This window comes from Pseudoflavonifractor sp. HCP28S3_F10 (assembly GCF_052065415.1).
Taxonomy (GTDB): domain Bacteria; phylum Bacillota; class Clostridia; order Oscillospirales; family Oscillospiraceae; genus Pseudoflavonifractor_A.
The window spans coordinates 1-25,639 of the sequence record NZ_JBQHUB010000007.1 but is presented as its reverse complement, the minus strand read 5'-3'; the positions used below and the strand labels follow the sequence as shown (position 1 = coordinate 25,639).

At 61.9% G+C, this 25,639-nt stretch carries 26 protein-coding genes and 2 pseudogenes; 16 read left to right on the top strand and 12 right to left on the bottom strand.

The features are described from left to right. Positions 1-112 precede the first annotated feature (112 nt). The 10 genes and pseudogenes from ACTNBZ_RS04905 (at position 113) to ACTNBZ_RS04860 (ending at position 11,262) form a co-directional block, all read left to right on the top strand. Complete coding sequence (locus tag ACTNBZ_RS04905) at positions 113-577, top strand: helix-turn-helix domain-containing protein (protein WP_441208578.1); 465 nt, start codon at positions 113-115, stop codon at positions 575-577. Between the two features lie 355 nt (positions 578-932). Then, positions 933-1,766, top strand: coding sequence for a MerR family transcriptional regulator (locus tag ACTNBZ_RS04900; protein WP_441208577.1), 834 nt, complete (start codon positions 933-935; stop codon positions 1,764-1,766). 162 nt (positions 1,767-1,928) lie between these two features. After that, entirely contained in the window at positions 1,929-2,615 is a 687-nt protein-coding gene (locus tag ACTNBZ_RS04895) for a DUF554 domain-containing protein (protein WP_441208576.1), read from the top strand. Positions 2,616-2,886: 271 nt separating this feature from the next. After that, positions 2,887-4,056, top strand: a complete 1,170-nt coding sequence (locus tag ACTNBZ_RS04890) for a MalY/PatB family protein (protein WP_441208575.1) — start codon at positions 2,887-2,889, stop codon at positions 4,054-4,056. A gap of 54 nt (positions 4,057-4,110) precedes the next feature. After that, a pseudogene (locus tag ACTNBZ_RS04885) lies at positions 4,111-5,448 on the top strand (APC family permease). A 176-nt stretch (positions 5,449-5,624) separates the two neighbouring features. After that, the gene (locus ACTNBZ_RS04880) at positions 5,625-6,887 is read left to right on the top strand and encodes an NAD(P)/FAD-dependent oxidoreductase (protein ID WP_441208574.1); all 1,263 of its coding nucleotides are present in this window, start codon (positions 5,625-5,627) and stop codon (positions 6,885-6,887) included. Further along, positions 6,884-9,013, top strand: a complete 2,130-nt coding sequence (locus ACTNBZ_RS04875) for a molybdopterin-containing oxidoreductase family protein (RefSeq protein WP_441208573.1) — start codon at positions 6,884-6,886, stop codon at positions 9,011-9,013. The genes ACTNBZ_RS04880 and ACTNBZ_RS04875 overlap by 4 nt, the downstream gene beginning before the upstream one ends. Positions 9,014-9,017: 4 nt before the next feature. Further along, positions 9,018-9,515, top strand: coding sequence for a 4Fe-4S dicluster domain-containing protein (locus ACTNBZ_RS04870; RefSeq protein WP_441208572.1), 498 nt, complete (start codon positions 9,018-9,020; stop codon positions 9,513-9,515). A gap of 11 nt (positions 9,516-9,526) precedes the next feature. Further along, positions 9,527-10,408, top strand: a complete 882-nt coding sequence (locus ACTNBZ_RS04865) for a DMT family transporter (RefSeq protein WP_441208571.1) — start codon at positions 9,527-9,529, stop codon at positions 10,406-10,408. Positions 10,409-10,581: 173 nt separating this feature from the next. After that, positions 10,582-11,262 carry a FadR/GntR family transcriptional regulator gene (locus ACTNBZ_RS04860; protein WP_441208570.1) on the top strand — a complete coding sequence of 227 codons (681 nt, stop codon included), beginning with the start codon at positions 10,582-10,584 and terminating at the stop codon, positions 11,260-11,262. 80 nt (positions 11,263-11,342) lie between these two features. Here ACTNBZ_RS04860 and ACTNBZ_RS04855 read toward each other — a convergent pair whose 3' ends face one another. After that, positions 11,343-12,329: a biotin--[acetyl-CoA-carboxylase] ligase gene (locus ACTNBZ_RS04855; protein WP_441208569.1), complete on the bottom strand. Its 987-nt coding sequence runs from the start codon at positions 12,327-12,329 to the stop codon at positions 11,343-11,345. Positions 12,330-12,489: 160 nt separating this feature from the next. On the opposite strand from ACTNBZ_RS04855, the gene yabP reads away from it, so the two are divergent. From yabP to ACTNBZ_RS04835, 4 genes and pseudogenes are all read left to right on the top strand, one after another. After that, positions 12,490-12,777 (top strand): sporulation protein YabP, encoded by a 288-nt coding sequence (gene yabP, locus ACTNBZ_RS04850; protein WP_441208568.1) that lies wholly within the window; start codon positions 12,490-12,492, stop codon positions 12,775-12,777. Then, positions 12,725-13,036: pseudogene (yabQ, locus tag ACTNBZ_RS04845) on the top strand (spore cortex biosynthesis protein YabQ); the annotation flags it as partial. The gene yabP and the pseudogene yabQ, both read left to right, overlap by 53 nt. A gap of 235 nt (positions 13,037-13,271) precedes the next feature. Further along, positions 13,272-13,547 (top strand): FtsB family cell division protein, encoded by a 276-nt coding sequence (locus ACTNBZ_RS04840; protein ID WP_441208567.1) that lies wholly within the window; start codon positions 13,272-13,274, stop codon positions 13,545-13,547. A gap of 47 nt (positions 13,548-13,594) precedes the next feature. Then, a complete protein-coding gene (locus ACTNBZ_RS04835; protein ID WP_441208566.1) occupies positions 13,595-14,053 on the top strand; it encodes a S1 RNA-binding domain-containing protein in 459 nt (152 codons plus the stop codon). Between the two features lie 64 nt (positions 14,054-14,117). Here ACTNBZ_RS04835 and ACTNBZ_RS04830 read toward each other — a convergent pair whose 3' ends face one another. The 10 genes from ACTNBZ_RS04830 to rny all read right to left on the bottom strand — a co-directional run bounded on the left by ACTNBZ_RS04830 (position 14,118) and on the right by rny (position 24,041). Continuing rightward, complete coding sequence (locus ACTNBZ_RS04830; protein ID WP_441208565.1) at positions 14,118-14,357, bottom strand: RNA-binding S4 domain-containing protein; 240 nt, start codon at positions 14,355-14,357, stop codon at positions 14,118-14,120. A gap of 62 nt (positions 14,358-14,419) precedes the next feature. After that, complete coding sequence (locus ACTNBZ_RS04825; RefSeq protein WP_441208564.1) at positions 14,420-14,695, bottom strand: HU family DNA-binding protein; 276 nt, start codon at positions 14,693-14,695, stop codon at positions 14,420-14,422. A gap of 110 nt (positions 14,696-14,805) precedes the next feature. Further along, positions 14,806-15,594, bottom strand: a complete 789-nt coding sequence (gene mazG, locus ACTNBZ_RS04820) for a nucleoside triphosphate pyrophosphohydrolase (RefSeq protein ID WP_441208563.1) — start codon at positions 15,592-15,594, stop codon at positions 14,806-14,808. A gap of 37 nt (positions 15,595-15,631) precedes the next feature. Beyond that, positions 15,632-17,380 (bottom strand): putative polysaccharide biosynthesis protein, encoded by a 1,749-nt coding sequence (locus tag ACTNBZ_RS04815; RefSeq protein ID WP_441208562.1) that lies wholly within the window; start codon positions 17,378-17,380, stop codon positions 15,632-15,634. Positions 17,381-17,392: 12 nt separating this feature from the next. Beyond that, positions 17,393-18,694: an amidohydrolase family protein gene (locus ACTNBZ_RS04810; protein ID WP_441208561.1), complete on the bottom strand. Its 1,302-nt coding sequence runs from the start codon at positions 18,692-18,694 to the stop codon at positions 17,393-17,395. A gap of 11 nt (positions 18,695-18,705) precedes the next feature. After that, a complete protein-coding gene (locus ACTNBZ_RS04805; protein WP_441208560.1) occupies positions 18,706-19,530 on the bottom strand; it encodes a purine-nucleoside phosphorylase in 825 nt (274 codons plus the stop codon). A gap of 82 nt (positions 19,531-19,612) precedes the next feature. Further along, positions 19,613-20,005, bottom strand: a complete 393-nt coding sequence (locus ACTNBZ_RS04800) for a zinc ribbon domain-containing protein (protein WP_441208559.1) — start codon at positions 20,003-20,005, stop codon at positions 19,613-19,615. 134 nt (positions 20,006-20,139) lie between these two features. Continuing rightward, positions 20,140-21,576, bottom strand: coding sequence for a transglutaminase domain-containing protein (locus ACTNBZ_RS04795; RefSeq protein WP_441208558.1), 1,437 nt, complete (start codon positions 21,574-21,576; stop codon positions 20,140-20,142). 196 nt (positions 21,577-21,772) lie between these two features. Continuing rightward, positions 21,773-22,390: a signal peptidase I gene (lepB, locus tag ACTNBZ_RS04790; protein ID WP_441208557.1), complete on the bottom strand. Its 618-nt coding sequence runs from the start codon at positions 22,388-22,390 to the stop codon at positions 21,773-21,775. A 106-nt stretch (positions 22,391-22,496) separates the two neighbouring features. Then, positions 22,497-24,041 (bottom strand): ribonuclease Y, encoded by a 1,545-nt coding sequence (gene rny / locus ACTNBZ_RS04785; protein ID WP_441208627.1) that lies wholly within the window; start codon positions 24,039-24,041, stop codon positions 22,497-22,499. A gap of 463 nt (positions 24,042-24,504) precedes the next feature. Between rny and yedF the strand changes: the two genes are divergently transcribed. Both yedF and ACTNBZ_RS04775 read left to right on the top strand, forming a co-directional pair. Next, positions 24,505-25,101, top strand: a complete 597-nt coding sequence (yedF, locus tag ACTNBZ_RS04780; RefSeq protein WP_441208556.1) for a sulfurtransferase-like selenium metabolism protein YedF — start codon at positions 24,505-24,507, stop codon at positions 25,099-25,101. A gap of 5 nt (positions 25,102-25,106) precedes the next feature. Next, a complete protein-coding gene (locus ACTNBZ_RS04775; protein WP_441208555.1) occupies positions 25,107-25,376 on the top strand; it encodes a DUF3343 domain-containing protein in 270 nt (89 codons plus the stop codon). A 72-nt stretch (positions 25,377-25,448) separates the two neighbouring features. Here ACTNBZ_RS04775 and ACTNBZ_RS04770 read toward each other — a convergent pair. After that, on the bottom strand, positions 25,449-25,639 hold a 191-nt coding region (locus tag ACTNBZ_RS04770; protein ID WP_441208554.1), incomplete at its 5' end, for a hypothetical protein.

Here is a 25,639-nt window from a genome sequence, read left to right as displayed (position 1 = left end):
AAAGAAATACTCCGGCCCTGACGCGGGATGCAGAACCTCTATTGTACTTCTGCCGGGAATTCTGCTAAAATGAAATCAGGATATACCATCAGAAATGAGAGAGGTGAACTGTGTGAAAAAGAAATCGAACAGCAGCCTGTATGACCGACTGCTGGAAGAGCCCGATCTTGATGCATACCTCGAGGCCAACCGTTCGCTTTTTTCCACGCAAACCTGCACTGGGCTCCTGGCAGAACTGTACCAGAAGCATCCCGCCTGCAAGGCCGCCCTGGCCCGGCGGAGCGGCATGAGCTCCGTCTATCTCCACCAGGCTCTCGCCGGCCGCCGCAAGCTCTCCCGTGACCGGCTGCTCTGCCTCTGTGTCGGCCTGGATGCCACCCTGGACGAGACTCAGGAGCTGCTGAAAACCGCCATATACGCGCCGCTCTGCCCTGAATTCAAGCGGGATGCCATCGTCGCCCACGGGATCGTCCATCACACTGACCTGACCGTTATCAACGACAAGCTGGCCGCCGAGAATGAAAAGCCGCTTTGCCCTAAAAAGCCACTTAAAATAATGCGTACTGAACAAAGCTAATGAGCCTTGAAAGCCAAGGCTTTCAAGGCTCATTAGCTTTGTTCAAGTGCAAGGTTTTTGGACTAAATTGTCCAAAAACCTTGCACCTTCCACTGGAGCGCCGCGGTGCTCCAGTGGAAATACGCATTGTAACAATGGCTGAATTCCATAAAAACGGCTCCTTTGAGCTGTTTTTATGGAATTGCGCGGCCGCCGCCGCGCGAATAAACCGCAAAGCGGTTTATTCAGTAGACATTAAAATAAAGGCCGCACCGGGCACCCCCTCGTAAGCCACCGGTGTTGCGGCAGCGCCGCCTATGGTCTGTGCCCGTGGCCTCCGGTATCACCGGCACAAAGCGAGGAAAGGAGGGGGCCTGTGGAACAGTATATCCGTATTGGGGAGATGGCCCGGCTGTTTGGCATGAATATCCGCACTCTGCGTTACTATGACGAGTTGGGGCTCTTCCGGCCTGTCCGGGTGGACCCGGATACCGGGTACCGTTACTATTCGGTGGAACAGTTCGAGCAGCTCAACACGATCCGCTATCTGCGCACTCAGGGCGTGGGGCTGGAGGAGATCCGCAAGGCCCTGACCCACCGGGATCCCTCCGCCATCCGGGACCTGCTGCGGCGGCAGGAGGACGCGGTGGCCGGACAGATCCGGGACCTGGAGCTTACCCACATCCGTCTGGCCCGCCGGATACGCCAAATCGAGGATACCATGAACACCACGCTGCTGGATGCGCTCCGCATTGAGGAGCTGGCGCCCCGGCCCGTGGCCACGCTCCGCCAGCCCCTCCGTCTGGGTGAAAGTCTCGAGCTTCCCCTGCGTTCATTGGAAAATACCAGCGGCCTGACTCCCAGCTACTTTTTCGGCAAGGTGGGGCTGTCCATCAGCCAGGATGACCTGAAGGCCGGACGCTTTGACCGGTATGAGACGCTCTTCTGCCTGCTGGATCCCGGTGAATGTCAGGATGAGCCCACGGGGGCCCTGCCCGGCGGGAACTGGGCCCTCTGGCGCTTCCGGGGATCCCACGCCGACGCCGCTCCCCAGTACGCCTCCCTGCTGGCGCGGCTGAATTCTCTGGGGCTGGTCCCCGCTGGAAACGGGGCGGAATTCGCCCTGCTGGACTACGGGCTCACCGAGGACCCGGCAGAATTTATCACCGAGCTTCAGATTCCGGTGGCGCCCGTGTCCGCAACAGGATAAGGCCGCTTTTGTCATGCCCTGTCCCACAGCTGCAGCTGCGCTGTTCTTCTAAAAAAGACCGCCCGAGGGCGGTCTTTTTTGTTTCAAGACCTTCTTGACTCTCCAGCTGCTGGAGGGTTTATGCTCTTCCCACGATATTTTATCACGCAGGAGGAATTCCACATGATCGGAACCATTGCCAACGCCAGCACCATTCTTGTGGGCAGTCTGGTGGGCAGCGCCCTGAAAAAGGGGATCGGAGAACGTTATCAGAATGTGATGATGGACGCCATGGGCCTGGCCGCCACGGCGCTTGGCATCAATTCCATTGTCAGCGCCATGCCTCAGAGCAAATACCATGTCCTCTTTATCGTCAGTCTGGCGCTGGGCGGGCTCATCGGTACCCGCCTGCATCTGGACACCGCCTTTGACGCGCTGGTGTCCCGCTTCTCTCACGGCTCCAACCTGGCCAAAGGCCTCTCCACCGCCATCCTGCTCTACTGCGCCGGCACTCTGTCCATCCTGGGCCCCATCGAGAGCGCCCTCAACGGCAACCACACCTACCTCTTCACCAACGCCATCCTGGACGGCATCACCTCCATTGTGCTCTCCTCCACCTTCGGTCTGGGCATCGCCCTGGCCGCCGCAGTCCTCTTCTGCTGGCAGGGCTCCATCTACCTGCTGGCCAATCTCATCGCCCCCTATCTGACGCCTGAGCTGCTGACCGAGATCTCGCTGGTAGGCGGCGTGCTGATCCTGAGCTCGGGCCTGAGCATCCTGAACATCAAACAGATCAAGACCCTCAATCTTCTCCCTGCCCTTCTGGTCCCGCCTGTGGCCATCGCGCTTCTCTCCCTGGCCGGGATCTGATCCGTTCAAATATAGAAGGACGCCTTTCCTTTTCTTTGCTTATATTAATATATAATATCTTAGAACAGGTAAGCTGAGCAGTTTTTCGTCAGTTCTTTGTATATAGCACACAATTTCTCTGCTATTGCCTTGTACAAGTGGTAAAATTGAATATATTTTAAAAATATGTCATTGCGAACCCTGTCTTAACTTGTTATAATACATATCAGGAAGGGCGGCCCGCCCCCATCCACCGCAGCCGCCTGTCGAAACGAAGAAAGGATCTGTTCAAATGTACGATTTTGACCAGTTCGTAGACCGCAGAGGGACTACCAGCATCAAGTGGAATTTCCAGAACAGCTTTGGCCAGCCGGATGGACTGCTGCCCTTCTGGATCGCCGACACCGACTTTCCCACCGTGCCCGCAGTGGTGGACGCCCTGAAAAAGCGCTGCGAGCACCCTGTGTTCGGCTACTCCGATCCCCTTCCCTCCACCTTCCAGGCCATCCAGGGCTGGTGGGAGCGCCGCCACGGCTGGCGTCCGGAGACCGACTGGATGTTCATGACCTGCGGCGTGGTCACCGGCATCTACTTCGCGCTGGAAGCCCTGGTGGAGAAGGGCGATAAGGTCCTGACCTTCACCCCGGTGTACGATCCGTTTTTTGCCGCCATCCAAAACAGCGGCCACACCCTGGTGGACTGCCCCCTGCACCATGAGGACGATTACTTCACCATCGACTGGGCCCGCTTTGAGGACGAGCTGAAAAACGGCGTGAAGGCCGTGGTCTTCTGCAACCCCCACAACCCGGTGGGCCGTGTGTGGACCGCGGAGGAGCTCTCCCGTGTGGCCGACCTGTGCGCCCAGTACAAGGTCTGGCTCCTGTGCGACGAGGTCCACGCCGACTACGGCCTGACCCGTGGCTACACCCCCATGGGCAAGTTCGAGCAGATCCATGACCGTCTGGTGATCTACACTGCCATCAGCAAGACCTTCAACCTGGCCGGTCTGGTGTCCGCCTGCATCATGATCCCCAATCAGGAGGTCCGGGACAAGGTCCGCTACGAGTTTGACAGCCGCTGGATGTTCGGCCCCACCGATTTTGCCTTTACCGCCATGGAGGCCGGTTACAACCACGGCGATGAGTGGATGGACGCCGTGTGCGAGTACCTGCGGGGCAACGTGGAGCTGGTCAACAGCTTCGTGGCTGAGAAAATGCCCAAGATCCGCGTCACCCGCCACGAGGGCACCTTCCTCATGTGGCTGGATATGACCTGCGCCGGCAAGACCAGCGGCGAGATGACCTCCATCCTGGCCAGGGAGTTCGGTCTGGCCCTGGGCGACGGCAGCCACTACGGCAAGCAGTCCGACGGCTTTATGCGTCTGAACATCGGCTGCACCCGCGATATCCTCCGGCAGGGGCTGGAGGGTCTGGAGCGCTTCTATCAGACCTATGTCAAATAAGCTCAGAGAGAGGGCTTTTTTGAAATAAGGGAATAAAAGGGAGGATTCCAAATCATGAGTAAGAAACCCGCCGCCCAGCATACCAAGCTGAACTTCAGCGACTGCATGGGCCTGGCCATCGGCCAGATCATCGGTTCCGGCGTCATGGTGCTGACCGGCATTGTCATCGGTCTCACCGGCCACGGCGCCCCCTACGCCTATATCCTGGGCGCTCTGCTGGCCATCGCCACCTGCATCCCCTTCATTATCCTGACGTCCACCATCCCCGCGTCCGGCGCCGGCTATACCTACATCAAGCGGCTGATGGGCGACAAAGCCGGCTTCATGTACATCGGCATGTTTGTCCTCAGCCAGGTCCTGATCGCCACCTTTGCCAAGGGCTTCGCCAGCTACTTCTGCTCCATCTTCACCGGCTTCAATGAGGCTGTGGTGGCCATGGTCGCCCTGATCCTGTGCACCCTCGTCAACATGGTGGGCCTGAAGAGCTCCGCTCTGGTCCAGAAGCTGATGGTGGCCTTCCTGATGATCAGCCTGTTCCTGTTCATCGCCTTCGGCCTGCCCAAGGTGGACTGATCCACCCTGAGCCTGACCACTGCCAACGTCATGCCCAATGGTCCCAAGAACTTCCTGACCGGCATCGCCCTGCTGTCCTTCGCCTGCGGCGGCGCCAAGTTCATCGCTGAGAACGGCGACGATATCGAGAATCCCTCCAGCACCATTCCCAAGGTCATCATCCTGTCCACCTCCATCGTGGCCGTGTTCTACGCCCTGATCGGCATCGTGGCCGCCGGCGTTCTGCCTCTGGACATGGTGGCTTTCGAGAACCTGACCCACGTGGCTCAGGAGATCTTCCCCACCTGGCTGTACCTCTTCTTCGTGTTCGGCGGCGCCATGTTCGCCCTGCTGACCACCCTGAACGGCACCCTGTCCTGGGTCACCCGCGGTCTCCAGGCCGCCGCCCGGGAGGGCTGGCTGCCTGAGAAGTGCGCCGAGGAGAACAAGAACGGTGTGCCCGTCATTATCCTCGCCGTCTTCTTCGTCATGGGCGCCCTGCCCATCGTCACCGGCATGGACCTGACCCTCATCTCCAACATGGGCATTGGCACCGATATGCTCACCGAGTTCATGGTGCTGCTGGCCTGCTGGAAGCTGCCCGACGTGCTCCCCGAGGAGTTCAAGAAGTCCAACTTCTACATGAAGAAGAGCGCTCTGCATGTCCTGCTCATCTTCGTCGGCATCCTGATGCTGGGCACTTCCTACGTGAACCTGTCCGATCTGACCATGCCCGCCGCCATCGCCTGCGTTATCTACATCGTGGTGCTGTTCGTCTACACCCAGATCCGCTACAAACACGTGCTCTCCCGCCGCGAGCAGTCCGCCCTGAACAAGTGATCGCTTCGTGACCGAATCCGTCTCCGGCTCCGCCGGGGACGCGCACCGGGTGGAGGGGTGCCCCATTCCCGGGGCACCCCTTCCTCTGGTAGACACGGAAGGAAATCCCCCACCCCGGGGGGGAGACTTCCTTCCGTGCCACACCAGACGGTATTTCCCGAAAAGGAGAAGAAGCTATGAGTCAATTCGCCATCATCGGTTTCGGCTGCGCGGGCTATCACGCCCTGGCCGCCATCCGGGAGGCGGGCTGCGACGTCCCGGTGGACATTTACACCGAGACCGCCATGCCTCCCTATAATCCCATGCTGACCACCTACTATGTCGCCGGAAAGCTGCCCTACGAGGGGATGTTCCCCTTCGGCTCCCTGGAGGATATCCGCGCCCGCTATGACGCCAACGTCATCACCGGCGCCCGGGTGGCCTCTGTGGACGCCGCCGGCCATCTGGTGTGCCTGGCCGACGGCTCCCGGCGGCAGTATGACAAGATCCTGGTGGCCACCGGCGCCACTGCCTTTGTCCCGCCCTCCTTCGCCGGAGTGGAGGGTGCCTTCTGTATGCGCACCGTGGAGGACGCCGTGGGGCTGAAAAAAGCCCTGGAAGAGCGCACCTACCGCAGTGCCGTGGTGGTGGGTGCCTCCATGGTGGGCATCAAGGTGGCCGAGCTGCTCCTCAAGCGGGGCATCCAGGTCACTCTGGCCGACATGGCGCCCCATATTTTCACTCTGGCCGCCTATCCGGAGGTCTCCGCCATGATCGAGGAGCGCATCCGCACCCTGGGTATCCGCATGGCCTTCGGTCAGGCCCTGTCCGGCGCGGAAAAGACCGCCGACGGCTACCGGGTCACCTTTGCCGACGGCTCCACGCTGGACACCGATCTTCTGGTCCTCAACATCGGCACCCGGGCCGCCACCGGCATTCTCGACCCAGCCCAGGTGAAGATCGAGCGGGGCATCGTGGTGGACCGGCGGATGGAGACCTCGGCCAGGGGGATCTACGCCGCGGGGGACTGCTGCCAGGGCAACAACATCCAGTCCGGTCAGACCCAGATCATCGGCCTGTGGGCCAATGCCGGTGTCCAGGGCCGGGTGGCCGGCCGGAACATGGCCGGCGTGGGGGATGAGACCGACGGCAACATTCTCCACAACATCACCCACTTCCTGGGCATGGATTTCATCGGCCTGGGCGACAACCGGGCCACCGGAGAGGTCTATCAGTATCACAGCCCGGATCACCGCTTCTACCTGCAGGCGGTCCTGAAGGACGGCTGGCCCGTGGGCTTCAACATTCTGGATAACTACGGCATCAGCGGCATCCTCAAAGCCCACCTTATCAAGGTCCTGCGGGGTGAGCGCACCGGCTTTACGCCGGAACAGCGGGGCCAGCTCCTCCGCTACGGGCTGGAGGGCAACTTCATTGACACCTTGGAGGCGATGGCATGATCACTCTGGAACAAAAAATCAAGGCCAAGATCCCCGGCGAGGACACCGGGATCGAGATAAAGCACTCTCTCTGCGACATCTGCTCTCCCGGCATGCACTGCGGCCTGAGCTGCTATGTGAAGGACGGCGAGGTCATCAAGATCGAGGGCACCGACGATTATCCGGTCAACGGCGGCAGGCTGTGCAGCAAGGGCCTGGCCAACCGGCAGTACCTCTATCGGGAGGACCGCATCCAGACCCCCCTGCGCCGGGTGGGCAAGCGGGGCGAGGGCAAGTTTGAGCCCATCACCTGGGACGAGGCCTATGCCGAGATCGCCCGGAACCTGAACGGCGCCAAGGCCCAGTACGGTCCCGAGTCGGTGGCGTTCTATTCCGGCTACTCCAAGTGGTACCGGCAGTATCTGCGCCGGCTGGCCTACTCCTTCGGCTCTCCCAACTATGGCAGCGAGTCCAGCGCATGCTACACCTCCGCTTTCATGGCGTGGAAGCTCACCGCCGGTGACCAGGGCTCGCCCGACATGGCCAATTCCGACCTCTTCCTGGGCTGGGCCTTCAATCCCTTCTACTCCAGCTACATGGGCGCCAAGCGGGCCATGGAGCTCAAGGCCAAAGGCCTGAAATTCATTATCATAGACACCCGCCGTACTCCCGCCTCAGAAAAGCTGGCCGATCTCTTCCTTCAGCCCCGCACCGGCACCGACGGCGCCCTGGCCCTTGCCATCGCCAACGTGCTCATCAGCCGGGGCCAGATCGATAAAGACTTCATCTCCAAGTATGTCTACGGCTTTGAGGAGTACGCCGAGTACGTCAAGGGCTTCAATGAGAGCAATATCGAGGCCCTCACCGGCGTGCCCTATGCCGACGTGGTGAAAGCGGCCGACCTTATCGCCGCAAGCCGGCGGATCTCCTCCAACGAGTGTTCCGCCCCCATCCCCCACCACAAAAACGGCATGCAGAACTACCGGGCCATCATCTCCCTGCTGGTCATCACCGGCTGCTTCGACAAGCCCGGCTGCCAGAAGCCGGTGGAGCACACCTATATGCACGTGGACTGCGGTTTCCACCTGCGGGAGGAGGAGTTCCAGTACGCCACCCGTCCCAAAAACGCCAAGCCCCCGGTGGGCGCCGGCCGCTTCCCCCTGTGGAATGCGCTGGAGGGCGAGATGCAGTCCATGGACCTGCCCCGCCAGATCGAGACCGGGGACCCCTACCCCATCAAGGCGGTCTTTGCGCTGGGCATGAACGCCCGGATGTGGCCCGACTCCGGCCGGATGTTCCGCGCCCTGGAGCAGCTGGACTTCTTTGTGGACACCGATCTTTTCCTCACCGATACCGCCAAATACGCCGACATCGTCCTGCCCGCCTGCACCTCCATGGAGCGCGGGGAGTTCAAACCCTATTCCGGCGGTCTGGCCATCTTTACCAAGCCGGTCATCCCGCCCCGCTTCCAGTCCAGGCCCGACGTGCAGATCATCTCCGAGCTGGCCCAGGCCCTGGAGCTGGATGACGAGCTGCTCAAGTCCGGCTACGAGAAGTGCATTGAGTACATCATTCAGGATCTGGACGTGACGCTGGACCAGCTCAAGGCGGCCGAGCTGCCCATCCCGGTGGCCCCGGTGGAGACCTTCGCCCCCCTGGAGCACCTGGAGCACGGCCTCAAGACCCCCACCGGAAAGCTGGAGCTCAAATCCGCCCTCATCGAGGCCCATCCCGAGTGGGGTCTGGACGCGCTCCCCACCTACACCGAGCCCATGGACGGAGCCGACCCGGAGGCCTACCCCTTCCTGTTCACCTCCGGCTCCCGCATCCCCAACGCCATTCATTCCCGCCTGCACAAGTGCCCCTGCAACCGCTCCCTCCGGCCCGACCCCACCGCCGATATGAACCCGGAGGACTGCGCCGCCCTGGGCGTGAAGGAGGGGGACCGCGTCGTGATCTCCACCCTCCGCGGGAGCGTCAGCGTAAAGGTCCATCCCACCATCAGCATGCCGCGGAAGCTGGTCAATCTCTACCACGGCTATTCGGAGGCTGACGCCAACAGCCTCCTGGACGGCGATCATCTGGACCCCTACTCCGGCTTTGCCGCCTACCGGTCCACCCGGTGCGCCGTCAGAAAGGAGTCCTGAACCCATGAAGAAATACCTCTTCTTTGACCCCGAGAAGTGCTCGGCCTGCGGCGCCTGCGCCCTGGCCTGCATGGACCAGAACGACGTGGACATCCCCGGCGGCGAGCAGCCCTTCCGCCACACCTTCGTTCTGGAAAAGGAGCAGCACCTCTCCTTCTATTCGGTCAGCTGCAAACACTGTGACGATGCGCCCTGCGTCATGGGCTGCCCCTCCGGCTGCCTTACCAAGGACCCGGACACCGGCTTCACCCTCTATGACACCACCAACTGCATCGGCTGCCATTCCTGCGCCATGGCCTGTCCCTACGGCGTCCCCACCTTTGGTCCCGACGGCAAGATGCGCAAGTGCGACGCCTGCATTACCCGGCAGGCCGCCGGGCTCCTGCCCGCCTGCGTGAAGGTCTGCCCCACCGGCGCGCTGACGCTGGTGGACGAGGATGAATTCCACGCCCGCCAGGCCGCCATGCGCGTCAGCGCCGCCGACGCTCAGACCAGAAGCTGAGGGAGGCCGCCATGGGAACCGGAATTCTGGCCGTGGTCTTCTCGGCCACCATCATGGGCATCATGCCCTCCATGCAAAAGCAGCTGATGATGGACGGCCTGCCCATCTTCAGCCTCATGTTCTTCACCAACCTCATTATCTCCCTGGTCACCCTGGCCGCGGCCGAACTCCACGGACACAGCGTCCGGGTACCCCGGAACCAGTGGCTCCAGGCCGTGATCATGGGTGTGTTCGGCATGGTGGCCACCGCCATGCTCATCAACACTGCCTACCTCTTTATGCCCGTGGGCACGGTGACCATGCTCCACTTCCTCTACCCCACAGTGGTGTGCGTCGTCATGGGCACGCTGTTCCGGGAGGGTTTCTCCCGCCTGCAGGTGGCGGCTATCGTGGTCTCCATCGCCGGGATGCTCTTCCTCACCGGGAAAAACGGCGCTCTGCCCCCTGTCGGTATCCTTCTGGCTGTGATCTCGGCCTTTACCTACGGCGGCTATCTCATCGCCAATGAAAAAGGGCCCGCCAATGAGCTGGCCCTGGAGGTCAAACTCTTCTATGTCTCCCTGCCCGGCACGGTGCTCTTTGCCGTGCTGGCCCCCGCCACCGGCAACCTGGCCCTGCCCGGCAGCCCGGCCAGCTGGTTCCAGCTCATCTGCTGCTCCGGCCTGGCCACAGTGGCCGGCTATTTCCTGATGATGTTCGGCATCCAGCGGCTGGGGGCCTCCACCGCCTCCTTCCTCTCCATGCTGGAGCCGGTGGTCAGTGTGGTGTTCGGCACCGTCTGGTTCTCCGACCCGGTCACATGGGGTATCGTGGTGGGCAGCATTCTGATCCTGACCAGCGTATGCTTTATTACTCTGGACGGCGCCCGGAAAGAAAAAGCCCGGGCCGCCTGACTTCTCTCCTCTCTATCTCCCGACAGGCAAACATCCCGGCGAAAATTTCGCCGGGATGTTTGCTTTTTAGCCGCCGGGATATTATAATTTAGGAATAACAGCCGGATCGCCCGGGGATGGGGGCAATCCGCGGGAAAACGCCCGGCAGGCCGGGCACGGAGGAACGAACGCACATGGAAAAGATCTCAGCCGGAAAACGGCTTTATGAGCAGGTCGTGGAGCGGGTCCGCGGCATGATCGAAGAGGGCATGTACCAAAAAGGCGACCTGCTGCCCAGCGAAAAGGAGCTCACCGAGATGATGGGGGTCAGCCGCATCACCGTGCGGGAGGCCATGCGTCTGCTCAGCGAGGCCGGGGTGATCCGCACCGTCAAGGGAAAGGGCAGTTTCGTCCTGCTGGACCGGGAGGATCTGCTGGGCCATTCCGGGGAAAAGGCCGCCTATCCCAAGAGCTTTCTGGAGTCCACTGATATCCGCCTTTTACTGGAGCCCGCCGCCGCCCGCTATCTGGCCACCCACGGCAGTGAGGCGGCGCGGCGCGCCATCGGAGATCATCTGGTGCCGGTGGAGGGCGTGCTGGAAGGGTTCCACCTGGCTATCATCCGGGCCATCGGCAACCAGATCCTCACCGATTTCTTTGAATCCCTCCTCAAAAAGGAGGTCTCGCCTCCCATGATGAGCCTGATCCCTCCCTTCCGCCAGAAGAGCATCACCGCCAAGCTCCAGAGCCAGCATGAAAAGATCTACGAGGCCATCCGGGACGGCGACGGTGAGTTTGCCTACTTCTATATGCTGGAACACCAGCAGTTTGTCAAAGATACCTACCAGGAGTTCTTCGGCATGTTTTATCAATAAGCTCCAGGCATCCCTGCGGCGCAAAAGGAGCCTGCCGGCCCGGTGGCCGGCAGGCTCTTTATTCTTCTTATCTGTCCGGATCACATGTAGCCCAACAGCCCCCGCACCGACACCTCGCCGGCATTCACCGTCTCCCGGCGCCCGTCGGGCAGGCGGACCACCAGCTGGAAATCCTCGTCGATCTCCTCGGCGAAGGCCGTCCGCTCCTCTCCGCCCCGGATCAGACGGACTTCCTTTCCAAGGGTCACGCAGTCCCGCCGGTACTGCTCCAGACAGCGCTCCTTCTCCCGGGGGAAGGCGGCATACCTCTCGTCCAGGGCGGTGAGCACCGCCGCCGCCAGGGCCGCCCGCCGTGGGGCCGTCCCCAGCGCCTGGGTAAGAGAGACCGCCACCGGCGCCACCTCCGGGCCAAAGTCCTCCGCCGTCTGGCTCACATTGATCCCCATGCCCACCACCACGTACTCGGGCCGGTCGGTCTCTTCCATGCCCAGCTCGGTGAGGATGCCGCACACCTTCCTGCCGTCCAGGATGATATCGTTGGTCCATTTGATACCCGGCCGGACGCCGCAGGCGCGCTGGATGCCGTCGCACACCGCCACGCCGGTCCAGGCCGTAAGCCACATCAGCTCCCGCAATCCGGTCCGGGGCCGCAGCAGGACCGACATGTACAGCCCCTTCCCCGCCGGAGACAGGAAGGTACGCCCCCGGCGGCCCCGGCCCCCGGTCTGCCGGTCGGCTAGGATGACCAGTCCCTCGGCGGCCCCCTCCATAGCCCGGCGCTTCACCTCGCTGTTGGTGGAGTCGATCTCGTCCAGGCACAGAAGCTCCCGGCCCAGAGTCCGGCCCTTTAAAGCCCCCGCCAGCTCCCCGGCGGAGATCCGGTCGGGAGAATCCTCCAGCCGGTAGCCCCGGTTGGGGGCCGACGAGATGGTATACCCGTTCTCCCGCAGGGCCCGGATGGCTTTCCACACCGCCGCCCGGCTCACTCCCAGGACCTGGCTCATCTCCTCCCCCGACCGGGGGCCCTCCTGCCCCTTCAAAAGGGCCAGCACCTCATCCTGCAGCATGGTCTGCCGCTCCTTTCCCAATGTGTTTGCTCCATTTTACCCTCTTCCCGCCCCGCCGTCAACCAGGCGGGGGAGGCTCCCGGCATACAGCGGTCAGGCATATCTCGTCCCACCCGTCCATATACATGGTACAAAGACACTGGGAAAGGCGGAGATCACCATGCCATATGACGGAAAAAACACCCGGCCCGACGCGGCCCACCACGTGATCCTGGAGGAGCGGGAACAGCTCACCGTCTCCGGCGTGGAGGAGGTGGAGAGCTTCGATGAAAACACCATTGTCATGGACACTGCCTGCGGCGCGCTGGTAGTCCGGGGGGAGGACCTGCACATCGAAAAGCTGAGCCTGGACGGCGGCGACCTGAAGGTGGAGGGCACCATCGACTCCCTTTCCTATGAGGAGAGCCGCCGGGACCGGGGCAGCCTGCTCTCCCGCCTCTTCCGCTGAGATGGGCGTATCCGTCGCCGGGCAGCTCACCGCCCTTCTCTCCGCCCTGGCGCTGGGCGGCGCCGTGGGGCTGCTTTACGACTGCTTCCGGGTGCTCCGGGTCCGGGTCCATCTCCGGGCACTGGGTGGAATGCTGGATCTGCTCTTCTGGCTGCTGGTGACCCTGGCTCTCTTCCTCCACGCGCTGAATACCGGGCAGGGGGTGCTGCGGCTGTACATGGTGCTGGCCGTGCTGGCCGGCGCGGTGGTCTATTTTCTCCTTCTCAGCCCCCTGGCCCTTTTTCTGGGCTACCGCCTGGCCGATCTGACCGGCGCCTTGCTCCGCCTGGCGGCCCTTCCCTTTCATTTTCTCCTGTCGCTCTTTAAAAAAATAGCCGATACCGCAAAAAAGAGCTTCCATTATCGCCGGAAGTGGTATAAAATAAGACTGCTGATTGGAGGAATGGATGATACCGCGTCCCGGAGGGCCGCGGCCGGAAAGGAGAGCGGCGCCCATGAGAATAAAACGCGCGGGATTTCTGACGAAGCTGGTCGTGCTCGCCCTTCTCGTGGCCACCGCAAGCGCCCTGCTCAACATGCGGACGCAGATCGCCCACGCGCAGACAGACAAGGCCGCCCTGACCGAGCAGCGGAACACACAGCTCCAGGTCAACGCCGATCTGCGGGACGCCGTGGAAAACAGCGGCGATCCTGAGCGGCAGGCTGAGATGGCCCGCAGCAAACTGGGACTGGCCGCGCCGGGGGATCAGGTCATCATTTTCACCGATTGATGGGTTCAGCGCCCCTGCAAAACAATAAGGAGGATATTTCGGTCAGTATGGAGTTTGGTGTTGGTTCGATTCTGGAAGGAAAAGTCACAGGTATCACAAAATTCGGCGCGTTCGTGTCCCTGCCGGAGAATAAGTCCGGCCTGGTCCACATTTCGGAGATCGCTTATTCCTACGTCAACGATGTGAAGGACCATCTGAAGGAAGGACAGGAGGTCAAGGTCAAGGTCATCGGCATTGACGAGAACGGCCGGATCAACCTCTCCATCAAGAAGGCTATGGATCCTCCTCCCCGTCCCGCCGGCCAGGGTCGGCCCATGGGCGGCGGCCAGCGTCCGGGCGGCAACGTTCGGAACGGCAGCCAGAGCGGCGGCTTCCGCCGCCAGGCCCCCGCGGAGCCCGCCACCTTTGAGGATCGGCTCAAGCAGTTCATGCAGACTTCCGACAGCAAGCTCTCCGAGCTGCGCTATACCGAGAAGCGGAGCAGCCGCCGCGGCGGACGGAAATAAAGACGAAAAACAGCAGGCTCCCGGCAAAACCGGGGCCTGCTGTTCTTTTTGTCCTCGCGGCTGCTTACAGCTCCCGGTACATAGCGGGGGCGTCGGCCTTACCCACATGCTCGGATACTGCCAGTACCTGCACCTTCACAGTGCGTTCGCCAAAGCGCAGCTCCAGCACGTCCCCCTCCTTCACATCGTAGGAGGCCTTCACCGGCCGGCCGTTGGCTGTGACCCGCTGGTTGTCGCAGGCTTCGTTAGCCACTGTGCGCCGCTTGATGAGGCGGGAGACCTTCAGCCATTTGTCCAGACGCATATTCTTCCTTCTTTCTGCAAAAACGGCCCCGGGAAGCTCCCGGGGCCGCGTTTTTCGGTTCCTTACCTGGACACGGCGTCCTTCAGCGCCTTGCCGGGCTTGAACATGGGCAGCCTGGACGCGGGGATGTCGATGGGCTCCTTGGTCTTGGGGTTGCGGCCGATGCGGGCAGCCCGGTCCTTCACTTCAAAGGCGCCGAAGCCCACCAGCTGGACCTTGTCTCCATTGGCCAGGGCGGCGGTGATGGCGTCGATGGCGGCGTTGAGCACGCTCTCGGTATCCTTCTTGGACAGGCCGGCCTTCTCAGCCACCTCGGCGATAAGTTCAGTCTTATTCATGGTCTTTCCTCCTGCATTTTCGTTTCGGTTATTGTTGCTCAAACCTCTGTATCCTAAAAGCGTCGCTCTTGCTGCGGATGATCCCCCCCAGGTATCCGCAGGCGCCGTTTTTAAGCCTTTTTTGCGTGCTCCCACAGCGCGTCCAGTTCCTCCGGCGTCATATCCTCCATACTGCGGCCCTCGGCCCGGACCTGCTCGTCCACCTTCCGGAACCGCCGGATGAATTTATCGGTAGCCCGGCTCAATGCCTCCTCCGGGTCGGTCTTGACGAACCGGGACACATTTACCGCCGAGAAGAGCAGGTCTCCCAACTCCTCGTCGATGTTGCTTCCCTGGGCCACAGCCGTCTTGAGCTCCTCCAGCTCCTCGGAGAGCTTGTCCAGCGCGCCCGACACGTCAGGCCAGTCAAAGCCGGCCTTCCGCGCTTTTTTCTGCACCTTCTCGGCTCTCCACAGGGCGGGCAGGCTGCGGGCCACCGCCGAAAGGGCGTCGGTGGTGGTGGCCTGTCCCTTTTCGGCGCGCTTGAGGGCCTCCCAATTGGTGAGGACCTCGCCGGTGCCGGACACCTGCACGTCGCCGAATACATGGGGGTGGCGGTAGATCAGCTTTTTGCAGATCCCATCGGCCACGCCGTCCAGGTCGAAGTTCCCAGCCTCCTCCTCCATGCGGGCATGGAGGACGATCTGGAGCAGCACGTCGCCCAGCTCCTCCCGGAGGTGCTCGGGGCTCTTCTCGTCGATGGCCTCCACGGCCTCATAGGCCTCCTCCAGGAAATTGCGGCGGATACTCTCATGGGTCTGCTCCCGGTCCCAGGGACAGCCGCCGGGGGCACGCAGGATACGCACGATCTCTTCCAGATCCTTGACGTCATACTTATCCTTATACTGAAAATCTATCATATTTCAACCCCTCCTGCAACCTGTTTTTATCATCTTTTCACCGGATATGCAAAATTTTTGCGATCTTATCCCCTTTGGGCATCAGGGCCAGGTCCTCTTTGGAGATCACCCGGAAGGCCAGCACCAGAACAAAGTACACCACCACGCCCACACAGATGGCGCCGAAGGTGGCCACAGCGTTGCCCAGGAAGGAGAGCTCCGTCCCGCCCAGCACCCTGGCCAGCAGGCCGTAGCTGGCCCAGGCCGCCGCGCCCATGATGGCCGCCGCAATGGCAGGCTTGATAAACGCCTTGCGGTAGCTGGGGGCGCTGGGGATGATGCGTTTGATGAGGAACAGGTTCAGGCAGGCCGCCACGATAAAGCAGCACAGGGTGCCCACCGGCGCGCCGTATACCATGATATTGGGATTGCCCACCAGGATATAATTCACCAGGATCTTCACCGCGCCGCCGATGACCACCGTGATGATGGGCAGGTTGACGATACCGTTGGCCTGGAGGATGGACGTGGCGATGAGCTGGATGCATACGAACATGGAGGCCAGGCCCAGGATGGACAGCAGCGGGCCAGCAATGGCGTGGTCGGTGTTGCCCAGGGTGAGCAGCCACATGATGGGCTCGCCCAGGGCGAACAGGCCGAAGCCTGCCGGCAGGGCGATGAGGGCGGCAAAGCGGAGGGCCGACTCCGAAATGTTCTTGGCCTCCAGATGGTTGCGCCTGGCCCGGGCGGCCGACACTGCGGGGATGATGCTGGCGGTGAGGGGAACCATCAGGTTGAAGGGCAGATTATAGATGCTCATGCACTTCTGATAGGCGCCGTACAGGGCCCGGGCCGAGTCCAGCACCGCGTCCTGATTGCCGGCGGCCGCCATCTCGTTGACCATGGTAATGGCCTTGTTGTAGATGTTGAAAAGGCCCTGGCTGGCCCCGGTGACCGCAGCGCCGCTGTCCAGAATATTCTGGAACACGCCCCGCAGCTGACCGTTGACCAGATTGGTGTCGATCAGGGTGACCACCGCCATGGTGGAGGAGCTGATGGTGATGGGAATGGCCAGCTTGAGGAGCTTGGCCAGAATGGTCCCGGAGGGCTCCGCCCGGTCGGTAAAGGGGCCGGGGCGCATCCGCTCGGTCCGCCGGTGGTTGATGAAGAGGTAGATCACCGAGAGTATGCTGCCCACCGAGACGCCGGCAATGGCGCCCACGGCCATCATCTGCTCGCCGAAGGACTGGGGCTGCAGCGCCAGAGAACCGATGAAGAGAGCCAGGCCCATGCCGATGAGCAGTTTGGACAGGTTCTCCATCACCTGGGAGATGGCGGTGGGCATCATGTTCATATGGCCCTGGGCATAGCCCCGGAAGGCCGAGCAGCAGCAGGTACACAGCACCGCCGGCGACAGGGCCATGACGCACCAGACCGCCTTCTCGTTCTTAAGGGCGTAGGCAGCCACCGGCCGGGCAAACACCGACATGCAGATGAAACTGAACAATCCCATGGTGAAGAAGGCCAGAAAGGCCACCCGGAACACCCGGTTCACCTGGTTGTACCGCCCCAGGGCGTTGGCCTCGGACACCGTCTTGGACAATGCCACTGGCAGGCCGGCAGTGGAGATGGTAAGGAAGAAGCTGTAGATATTATAAGCCGATCCGAAATCGGCATACGCCTCATCGGTCAATATGGCGCCCAGCGGGATCTTGTACAGGGCGCCGATGACCTTGATGATGATGGTGCTGATGGTCAGAATGGCCACGCCGCCGTAAAACGAATTCTTTTTCTGCTGACTGGACAACGCGTTTCCCCCTTACTTTTGGAACAGGAGCGGCAGGGCATAATCCCGGACTTCCCGCCTGACCCGCTCGATGTCGATGGTGAGGAACTCACCATTCTGGTATATGACCGTTCCGCGGGCCATATTCATGGCCACATCGCAGCCGTGGGCGGCGTAGACCAGGTTGGACACCACATCGTGGCAGGGCGTCAGGTTGAGGGCGTTGAAGTCCACCAGGATCAGGTCTGCGTCATAGCCCGCCGCCAGGCGGCCCGTTTTGCGGCCCAGGGCCTTTCCGCCGTTGACGGTGGCCATGCGCAGGGCATCGGCGGGCAGGGTGGCCAGGGGGTCGCAGTTGGCGCCGTTCTGGAGCATGGAAGCCAGCTTCAGGTCCCCGAAAAAGTCGGTGCAGTTGTTGGAGGACACGCCGTCGGTGCCCAGGGCCACATTGACCCCCGCCGCCGCCATGGCGGCCACCGGGGCGATGCCCGAGCCCAGCTTCAGGTTGGAGACGGGGTTGTGGATGGCAGAGACGCCCTTTTCGGCCATGATGGCCCAGTCCTCCGGGGTGGTCCACACGCAGTGGGCCGCGATGGCCCGGCCGTCCCACACGCCGTATTGGTCCAGGGTCTGGATGGGCGTCAGGCCGCCGTGGCGGCCCTTGCAGGCCTCGTGCTCGGCGCGGGTCTCGGAGATATGCACGTGCATGCCCAGGCCCTTCTCCCGGGCGTAGCCGGCCATCCACTGCCACAGGTCGGCCCGGGAGGTGTACTCCCCGTGGATGGAGGCGTCCACCAGGATCTGGCCGCCGTTATAGCCGTGCCACTCCTCGGTCAGGGCCCGCTGGGCCATGCAGTCGTGGTCGGTCTCCGGGTCGAAGGTATCGGAAAAGAGCACGCCGCCGCAGCTCAGGTTGGCGCTGATGCCCGCCTGGGCCACCCGCTGCGCGATGACGCCGGTGCGCATATACATGTCGGCGATGCAGGTGACGCCTGATGCGATCATTTCAGCCAGGCCCAGGTCGGCGCAGCACGCCACCGCCCGGTCGTCCCACCGGGCCTCCACCGGGAAGATATAGTCATTGAGCCAGTCCTGCAGGTTGTGGCCGTCGCCGTAGCCCCGCATGGCGGTCATGGGCACGTGGGTGTGGGCGTTGACAAAGCCGGGCATGAGCACGTTTCCCTGCCCGTCGATCTCCCGTTCAAAGGGGCCGTCCGGCCGCTCCGTCCCCACGGAGGCGATCTTGCTCCCCTCCACCGCCACATACGCGCCGGGGAGCACGGTGCACGCCTCGTCCATCAGCACCGCCCGCACATTGGAAATCAGGGTCTTCATCCGGCGCCTCCTTACAGCTTCTTCAGGCACTCCAGCACCAGGCGGGAGAATTTGTCCTTGCAGGCCTCGGCGGCGTCCAGCACCTCCTGCTCGCTGAGGGGCTGGTCCAGGATGCCGGCGGCCATGTTGCTCAGCAGGGTGAAGCCCAGCACCCGCATACCGCAGTGGCCGGCCACAATGACCTCGGGCGCGGTGGACATGCCCACCGCGTCGGCCCCGGCGATGCGGGCAAAGCGGACCTCGGCGGGAGTCTCATACTGGGGGCCGGGAAAGTACATATATACGCCCTCCCGCAGCTCGATGCCCAGGGCGGCGGCGCTCTCCCGGGCCACCTGCCGCAGGGCGGGGGTGTAGAGGCTGGAGGAGTCGGGGAAGCGCACGCCGAACTCAGGCAGATTGGGGCCCCGCAGGGGGGACTCCATGAAAATCTTGATCTGGTCGGTGATGAGCATCAGGTCGCCGGCCTTCCACCCGGTGTTGACGCAGCCGGCGGCGTTGGTGACGATCAGCGTGTCGCAGCCCAGTAGGCGCAGCACCCGCACGGCGTAGGACACTTCCTCATAGCTGTAGCCCTCATAGTGGTGCATCCGCCCCTGCATCACAGCCACCGGCTGGCCCTCCAGCGTACCGAATACCAGCTGGCCCTTGTGGCCGGGGGCGGTGGACACCTTGAAATGGGGGATCTCCCCGTAGGGCACCGCGATGGGGTTATCCACCACGTCGCCCATAAAGCCCAGGCCGGAGCCCAGCACCATGGCTACCTTGGGCACAAAGGACCCGATCCGCGCCCTGATATAGTCGGCGCTCTCCTGATATTGCGCAAAGGTATCGTTCATTTTTTACCCTCCTTGATCATTCGGAACGGGACGCCGGACAGAGCTTCCGTCCGGCGTCCCTGCAATCACTCTGTTATCCCGGTCACAGCGCGGCGCCGCACGCCCTGCAGTAGCGGTCATCCCGTCCGCAGGAGGCGCCGCAGGCCGGACACTCCTTTTCGTCCCGGAGCCGGGAGATCTCATCCTTCACCTGCTCCAGCGCGGCGTGCTTCTCATCCAGGCACTCCGTCAGCTCCTCCAGCTTCTCTTCCCGGCTCTCGCCGGTGCTGAGGGTATGGTAGACCGACTCGCCCACCTGGCGCAGCAGCCCCTTGATCTCACTCTCCAGTTCAAAGGCCCTGACTTTTTGTCTGCTCACTTCCATCAGCCCGCCGGCCTTCTCACCGGCATAGCGGGCGGTGGCTCCGGCGGTCTTTCCCGCAGCAGCGGCGGCGGTTTTGGCCCGGTCCAGCAATTCTTCCAGACGGTCGTCCATGGAAAACCCTCCTTAAATATGGCAGATAGTTACGGAAATCTCCGTTTTAGTGTGATTTATTTTACACTATCCTATGACAAAAAGCAATTCAAAAGACACGAAGGCCATGCCTGCTGCCAACATTTTAGGTCGGCTCATCCCCTGGCATAACCCCTGGCGGTATCGATGATGATGGTCTGCGTCCCGCCGTCCCAGTCCACGCCGAAATCAAAAATGGCGGCCAGGTCCCGGAGCTTGAAGTAGTTGTTGTTGTGGATGAGGTAGGCGGTGGGATAGCGCCGCTCGCCGTTGATAAACAGGGGCGAAAGATTCTCCGCCGCTGTCCGGGGCGGGGCCGCCGCCGGGCTCCCCTCGCCCCCCGCCATCTGATAGGGCTGGTACGACCACAGATTGACGGCGCCGGAGGCGCTGTCGTACCCCACGCTGAACTGCTTGCCGGTCCCATTGAGGGCGGCGGCCACATCCCGCAGCTTGAAGTAGTTGTTGCCGTTGATGACATAGGCTCCCACGCTCACCGGCTTTCCGTCCACAGTCATTCTGGCTGCGGAGGCCGAGACCTGGGCCACGGCGGCGGCGCCGTCATCGTAGGACAGGTCCCAGTACACCGTCCACGCCCTGTGGGTCCTGCTGAGGAGATGGATGCTTCGATCAAACCAATAGGGATTGGCGTCCTTCCATGTAAACTGTCCGTTCTCAAAGGTACTGCTGGAACCCCAGGTGGGGTCCAGCATCATCCAGCGCCCATCCACAAAGGCCGCTACCCAGGCGTGGCCCTCCATCGTGCTGTAGCCCGCGCCGCCGGTCACCGATTTCGCTGGCACCCCGGCCGCCCGCAGCAGGGCTACGGTCAGCCCCGCATAGCCCGTGCAGACCGCTCTGCGCTGCTCCAGCACCGTCACCGGGTCGCTGCCGTACGTCCCGGAGTACGCGTAAGCGATGTTGGCGCACACCCAGTCGTATACCGCCCGGGTCTTTTCATATGGGTCGGTGAGCCCGGCCGTGATCTCTGCCGCTTTGTTGTCGATGATCTTCTGAGCGGCGGTATTGGTCGTTCCGCCGTTTCCCTTGCGCCGGCCGTCGTAATAGGGGAGCAGGCATTGCTGCACCTCTCTGCTGTCGCCCCGCAGAGCGTCATAGACGGCGCGGTCATCCGCCTCAAACCGTTCCGGCTCCAGAGAGAGCGCTCCGTTCCGGATGCGGAGTAATCCCGGCCCCATCAGATAGCCGTAGAGATACGCGCCGTCCTTTTTCAGGGACCCTTCGGCCCGGTAGACGCCGTCACCCTTCAGCGTGCCCATTGCGAAGCTGCAGCTCCCGTCCGACACAGTGGCGTCCCAGCTTCCGCCGCCAAAGGGAATATAATCCCCGGTGGTCTCGTCCACCTGGTTCATACTCAGGGAAACGGCGGCGCCCTCCATCTCCCGGGGCAATCCCCGCAGGATCAGGTTCCCCCCATCCACGAACCACATGGCCGACCGATTGGCGCGCACAGCCTCCAGCGCCAAGGCCGTGGGCTGGCACAGGCAGAGGAGCAGAGCAAGGCATAAAGCGCGGGCGAAGGTACGTTTCATTGCGGTATCCTCCCAATGTTTTATGTCGTTTTCATAGGACCACAGGGCAGCGCCCCACGGATCAGCCGCCGAACGGCTCAGCCGGCAGACATTATTATACTCCCGTTTACAGGGCTTGTCATCTTCTTTCGCTTCCCCCGCAAAGAAAGGCGGCGGCCCCCAAAGGGACCGCCGCCTCGATCTGTCGGTATCTGTGTCAGAAAAGCTCGCTCAGCGCCTTGGGGGAATAGAGCACCAGGCTCTTCTTGCCCAGAACATAGCGCACGTCCACCGTCCCCAGAGAGGGATTGCGGCTGTCGTTGGACACGTTCCGGTTGTCGCCCATAACGAAGATCTCTCCCTCGGGCACCGTGACGGAGGTGGTGGTCTGCCAGGACTTCTGCACCATGGGCCCCAGGATATAGTCCTCTTCCAGGGCCTCTCCATCCACATAGACCGTTCCGGAACTGTAGTCAATGTCCACAGTCTGGCCGCCCACGGCGATGACCCGCTTGACAATGGGGCCCTGAACGTTTTCAAAGTGTTTGTTCAGCACCACGATGTCCCCCTGTTTGGGGGTATAGCCCAGAGCGCGCACCAGCATCATGTCCCCATGCCAGAGCGTGGGCTCCATAGAGCTGCCGTCCACCGGCGTCAGCCTGCCCACGAACGTAAAGACCAGCACGATGGCCACCACCACCGGCACCACCGCCTGGAGCCATCCGTACAGGCTCTGCCCCAGTGTTGCGGGCTCCTCCTGCCGCTTCCGGTCCCGGCTCTGATCTCCCGGCTGCTCCCCGCCGTCCTGTATGCGCTTATCATCCCTGTCAGCCATATGCTCCTCCATTTTTGGAAAAGGGGGCCCCCCCCGCCCCCCCGGCGCCCCCCCTCCGCTTCCTTGTGTCACGTTGTGTCCCGGCTCCCGGACGCTCCGCGCTTTTTTACTTCGCGTATTCCACGACCTTGGTCTCGCGGATCATGTTCACCTTGATCTGACCGGGGTATTCCAGCTCATCCTCGATCTTTTTGGCAATGTCCCGGGCCAGCAGGACCATCTGGTCCTCGCTGACCTGCTCGGGCTTGACCATGATGCGGACCTCACGGCCCGCCTGAATGGCGAAGGACTTCTCCACGCCGGGGAAGGACGAGGTGACCTCTTCCAGCTTCTCCAGGCGCTTGATGTAGTTCTCCAGATTCTCTCTCCGGGCCCCGGGGCGGGCGGCGGAGATGGCGTCGGCCGCCTGGACCAGGCAGGCCACGATGGTCCTGGGTTCCACATCGTTGTGGTGGGCCTCAATGGCGTGGATCACGTTCTCATTTTCGCGGTACTTCCGGGCCAGCTCCACACCGATCTGAACGTGGGAGCCCTCCACCTCGTGGTCGATGGACTTGCCCAGATCATGGAGCAGGCCGGCCCGCTTGGCCTCGGTGATGTTGGCGCCGATCTCGGCGGCCAGCAGCCCCGCCAGGTGGGAGACCTCGATGGAGTGGCTGAGTACGTTCTGACCGTAGCTGGTGCGGTAGCGCTGGCGGCCCAGCAGCTTGACCAGCTCGGGGTGCAGGCCGTGGACATTGGTCTCAAAGATGGCCCGCTCGCCCTCAGCCTTGATGGTGGCGTCCACCTCCCGCTTGGCCTTCTCCACCATTTCCTCGATGCGGGTGGGATGGATACGGCCGTCCTGGATCAGCTTCTCCAGGGCGATGCGGGCAATCTCCCGGCGGACCGGGTCGAAGCAGGAGACCGTGATGGCCTCCGGCGTATCGTCGATGATCAGGTCCACACCGGTCAGAGTCTCCAGCGTGCGGATGTTGCGGCCCTCACGGCCGATGATACGGCCCTTCATCTCGTCATTGGGCAGGGGGACCACGGAGACGGTGGCTTCCGCCACGTGGTCGGCAGCGCAGCGCTGGATGGCGAGGGAGAGAATCTCCTTCGCCTTGGTATCGGCTTCTTCTTTGTAGCGGCTCTCGATCTCCTTGACCTTCATGGCGGCCTCGTGGGTCACGTCATCCTCGATCTGGTGGAGCAGATAGGCCTTGGCCTCTTCGGCAGTCAGGCCGGAGAGACGCTCCAGGACCTCCATCTGGGTCTTCTTGACGGTGGTCACTTCCTCCCGGATATGGTCCACCTCGGCGATCTTGTTCTGCAGCGTTTCTTCCTTTTTCTCCATGTTTTCGGTCTTGCGGTCCAGCGTCTCTTCCTTCTGCTGGAGCCGGCGCTCCTGCTTCTGCAGGTCGGCCCGGCGTTCCTTGACCTCGCGCTCGTGCTCGTTGCGGGCCTGGAGGATCTCCTCCTTGGCCTCTACCAGAGCCTCGCGCTTTTTGCTCTCGGCGCTCTTGATGGCCTCGTTGATGATCCGCTTGGCCTCATCCTCGGCGCTGGAGATCTCCTTCTCGGCCACCTTCCTGCGCCACTGGATACCCAGCGGAAATCCTATAGCAAGTGTGATCACAGCCGTGATCACACAGGCAATGACAGTCTGCATCAAAGTTCAAACACACCTCCATTTTTCTGCTATTTTGTTGTTTTAGCCATTATGATGTGTTGACGGGCCGCCTCATTTTGGCGATTCCGTACAAAAATTGAAAAACTTCCCCTCTGGTTTTTCAAAATATTACACCGAATCTATTTTAGAGCCAAGGGGCTCCGCTGTCAAGAAAATTCGTGTCCTACCAATCATTTTCCCACATGCCGGCCCATGGCCCGGTATTTCCGCTCTTCTCTGTATTTTATCTATAATATATCAATGTAAATATAGAATACTATTATAAAAGTCCGGCAATGCAGTTTTTCCGGTAAAAAGCCGTTTTCTCCCCTCTTTTTGCTTTAAAAAAGCGGCCCGGATCATTTTCCCGCTCCTTTTGTGTGATTGACAGCATGATGCGGCGATTCTATAATCATATGTGCAAAATCCACTCCATATTGATAGAAATGAGGGCGATTTCAGTATGTCCCGTATCATTGATGCCAAGGGCAAGGCCTGTCCCATGCCCGTCATCATGGCCAAAGAGGCCATTACCGCCGGCGAGGAGAGCTTTACTGTTCTCGTAGACAACACCACCGCTGTCGGCAACCTCCAGCGTCTCGCCGGGAACCAGGGCTACGACGCCGCCGTCACCGAGGATAACGGCGTATATTCGCTGTCCTTTACCAAAAACGGCCAGGCCCCCTGTGAGGCCCCTGCCGCGGCTCCCGCTGCTCCTGCCGGCGCCGGCTATGCCGTGTTCGTGGGCCGGGATATCATCGGCTCCGGCGACCGGGAGCTGGGCACCAATCTGATGCGCATGTTCTTCTACACCCTGGCCCAGTCCGACGACCTGCCCCGCTCCATCCTCTTTATGAACGCCGGCGTCAAGCTGCCCGCCGGCGACGAGCAGGTGGCGGAGCACCTGAAGGTGCTGATCGAAAAGGGCGTGGAGGTCCTGGTGTGCGGCACCTGCCTCAACTTCTACGGCATTGCCGACCGGCTGGGCGCGGGCACCGTCAGCAACATGTACGATATCCTCTCCCAGATGCAGGCCGCCTCCAAGGTCATCACCCTGTAATAAGCATGGATTACTGCGTCATCACCTTTTCCTCCACCAACGGCGCCATCCAGGCCCAGAAAGATCTGAAGGGGCAGCTTCCCTTCCAGATCATGCCCGTCCTGCGGGAGATCTCCCGGGGGTGCGGCATTTCGGTCCGGTTCGCGCCCGAGCATCTGGAGCAGGCCCGTTCCATTCTGGCCGGGTCGGGCCTGGATGCGGGCGAGTACGCCTTCTACGGCATCTCAGGCCACGGTCCCGCCCTTCAGGCCCAGCCTCTGGATCAGGCGGGCTGAGGGGCCCATATCTCTTTACAAAAAGCCGTCCCGCGGAACTGTCCGCGGGACGGCTTTTTCGTTTTGTCTTTCTTACCCCTGCCGTTCCAGCGCAGGCCCCAGCACGGCGGCTACCGCTTCGGCCAGGGTACGGTGGCCGTTTTCGCTCAGGTTGTAAATTTCGTAGCCACAAGTCCATCTGCACGGGGAAAGAAGTCCACCTTCACGGGAAATGAGGCCCACTCTCGCGGGCATGAGGTCCACCGAGAGCAGAGGGGCTTTTG

Coding starts and splice junctions, on each gene's coding strand:
- ACTNBZ_RS04895 (WP_441208576.1), top strand. CDS start 1,929: ATGATCGGAACCATTGCCAACGCCAGCACCATTCTTGTGGGCAGTCTG.
- ACTNBZ_RS04890 (WP_441208575.1), top strand. CDS start 2,887: ATGTACGATTTTGACCAGTTCGTAGACCGCAGAGGGACTACCAGCATC.
- ACTNBZ_RS04880 (WP_441208574.1), top strand. CDS start 5,625: ATGAGTCAATTCGCCATCATCGGTTTCGGCTGCGCGGGCTATCACGCC.
- ACTNBZ_RS04875 (WP_441208573.1), top strand. CDS start 6,884: ATGATCACTCTGGAACAAAAAATCAAGGCCAAGATCCCCGGCGAGGAC.
- ACTNBZ_RS04870 (WP_441208572.1), top strand. CDS start 9,018: ATGAAGAAATACCTCTTCTTTGACCCCGAGAAGTGCTCGGCCTGCGGC.
- ACTNBZ_RS04865 (WP_441208571.1), top strand. CDS start 9,527: ATGGGAACCGGAATTCTGGCCGTGGTCTTCTCGGCCACCATCATGGGC.
- ACTNBZ_RS04860 (WP_441208570.1), top strand. CDS start 10,582: ATGGAAAAGATCTCAGCCGGAAAACGGCTTTATGAGCAGGTCGTGGAG.
- ACTNBZ_RS04855 (WP_441208569.1), bottom strand. CDS start 12,329: ATGCTGCAGGATGAGGTGCTGGCCCTTTTGAAGGGGCAGGAGGGCCCC.
- yabP (WP_441208568.1), top strand. CDS start 12,490: ATGCCATATGACGGAAAAAACACCCGGCCCGACGCGGCCCACCACGTG.
- ACTNBZ_RS04840 (WP_441208567.1), top strand. CDS start 13,272: ATGAGAATAAAACGCGCGGGATTTCTGACGAAGCTGGTCGTGCTCGCC.
- ACTNBZ_RS04835 (WP_441208566.1), top strand. CDS start 13,595: ATGGAGTTTGGTGTTGGTTCGATTCTGGAAGGAAAAGTCACAGGTATC.
- ACTNBZ_RS04830 (WP_441208565.1), bottom strand. CDS start 14,357: ATGCGTCTGGACAAATGGCTGAAGGTCTCCCGCCTCATCAAGCGGCGC.
- ACTNBZ_RS04825 (WP_441208564.1), bottom strand. CDS start 14,695: ATGAATAAGACTGAACTTATCGCCGAGGTGGCTGAGAAGGCCGGCCTG.
- mazG (WP_441208563.1), bottom strand. CDS start 15,594: ATGATAGATTTTCAGTATAAGGATAAGTATGACGTCAAGGATCTGGAA.
- ACTNBZ_RS04810 (WP_441208561.1), bottom strand. CDS start 18,694: ATGAAGACCCTGATTTCCAATGTGCGGGCGGTGCTGATGGACGAGGCG.
- ACTNBZ_RS04805 (WP_441208560.1), bottom strand. CDS start 19,530: ATGAACGATACCTTTGCGCAATATCAGGAGAGCGCCGACTATATCAGG.
- ACTNBZ_RS04800 (WP_441208559.1), bottom strand. CDS start 20,005: ATGGACGACCGTCTGGAAGAATTGCTGGACCGGGCCAAAACCGCCGCC.
- ACTNBZ_RS04795 (WP_441208558.1), bottom strand. CDS start 21,576: ATGAAACGTACCTTCGCCCGCGCTTTATGCCTTGCTCTGCTCCTCTGC.
- lepB (WP_441208557.1), bottom strand. CDS start 22,390: ATGGCTGACAGGGATGATAAGCGCATACAGGACGGCGGGGAGCAGCCG.
- rny (WP_441208627.1), bottom strand. CDS start 24,041: ATGCAGACTGTCATTGCCTGTGTGATCACGGCTGTGATCACACTTGCT.
- yedF (WP_441208556.1), top strand. CDS start 24,505: ATGTCCCGTATCATTGATGCCAAGGGCAAGGCCTGTCCCATGCCCGTC.
- ACTNBZ_RS04775 (WP_441208555.1), top strand. CDS start 25,107: ATGGATTACTGCGTCATCACCTTTTCCTCCACCAACGGCGCCATCCAG.